General features: G+C 67.9%; 1 protein-coding gene. It reads left to right on the forward strand.

Annotated elements, in window-relative coordinates; all coding sequences use genetic code 11:
- On the forward strand, nt 1-1,515 hold a 1,515-nt coding region (locus tag HMPREF2875_RS01980; RefSeq protein WP_070669830.1), incomplete at both ends, for a heavy metal translocating P-type ATPase.

The raw sequence follows: 1,515 nt of genomic DNA on the forward strand, positions 1-1,515 counted from the left end.
CGTCGGAGAGGCCGCGGCGCTAGCGTTCCTGTACTCGATCGCCGAGGCACTGGAAGACAAGGCAATGGACCGGGCCCAGGGCGGACTGCGGGCACTGTTGAAGTTGGTACCGCAGACCGCGACGGTGCTGCGCGACGGCACGTCAGTCGAGGTCGCAGCGAAGGACCTCGTGGCTGGCGAACTGATGCTCGTGCGCCCCGGAGAGCGGATCGCCACGGACGGCATCATTCGGTCTGGGCGCTCCAGCCTTGACACCTCAGCGATCACCGGAGAATCCATTCCGGAGGAGGTTGCGCCCGGCGACGAAGTGCCCGCGGGAGCGATCAACTCCGCCGGTGTGCTGGAGGTCGAGACGACCGCAGCTGGAACGGACAACTCGCTGACCACACTCGTGGACCTCGTCGAGCAAGCGCAGGCGGAAAAGGGCGACCGCGCCCGGATCGCCGACCGGATTGCCCAACCCCTAGTGCCCGGGGTGATGATCCTGGCGGTGCTAGTCGGCGTGATCGGCTCGCTGCTGGGCGACCCCGAGACGTGGATCACCCGTGCGCTGGTAGTCCTGGTCGCAGCGTCGCCGTGCGCGCTGGCAATCTCCGTGCCGCTGACGGTCGTGGCCGCGATCGGCGCGGCCAGCCAGTTCGGAGTGGTCATCAAGTCCGGCGCGGCGTTCGAGCGACTCGGCGGCATCCGTCACCTGGCAGTGGACAAAACCGGAACCCTTACCCGCAACCAGCCCGAGGTTAACGGAGTGGTCCCGGCAGAGGGATTCGATCGGGCGCAGGTGCTTTCCTTCGCGGCGGCAGTTGAGCAGCAATCGACGCACCCCCTCGCCGCGGCGATCGCGGCAGCGGAGCCCGAAGCGCCTGCCGCCTCGGACATCAGCGAGGAAGCTGGGCATGGCATCGGCGGCACCGTCGAAGGTCGACGCGTGCTGGTGGGCAGCCCCCGGTGGATCAACGCCGGGCCACTGAAAGCGGACGTTGAGCGCATGGAGTCCGAGGGCCAGACCTGCGTCCTAGTCACCGTCGATGACGCTCTCGCCGGGGCGATCGGGGTCCGCGACGAGTTGCGCCCCGAGGTGCCCGAAGCCGTACAGGCCCTGCACGCCAACGACGTGGAAGTAAGCATGCTCACCGGCGACAACACTCGCACCGCCCGGGCGCTGGCTGAAATCGCCGGAATCGACGACGTGCGCGCCGAGCTGCGACCGGAGGACAAGGCAAGCATCGTCGCCGAATTCTCCTCCAAGACGCCGACGGCGATGATCGGCGACGGCATCAACGACGCGCCGGCACTGGCGGGCGCGACAGTGGGCATTGCGATGGGAGCGACCGGCTCTGACGCCGCGATCGAGTCCGCCGACGTCGCCTTCACCGGCCACGACCTCCGGCTGATCCCGAAGGCATTGCAGCACGCCCGCCGAGGCAGCAGGATCATCAACCAAAACATCGTGCTGTCTCTGGCCATCATCATCGTGTTGATGCCACTGGCGATCACCGGCGTGCTGGGCCTGGC

The sequence above is a fragment of the Corynebacterium sp. HMSC078H07 genome, assembly GCF_001812805.1.
In the GTDB taxonomy this organism is placed as follows: domain Bacteria; phylum Actinomycetota; class Actinomycetes; order Mycobacteriales; family Mycobacteriaceae; genus Corynebacterium.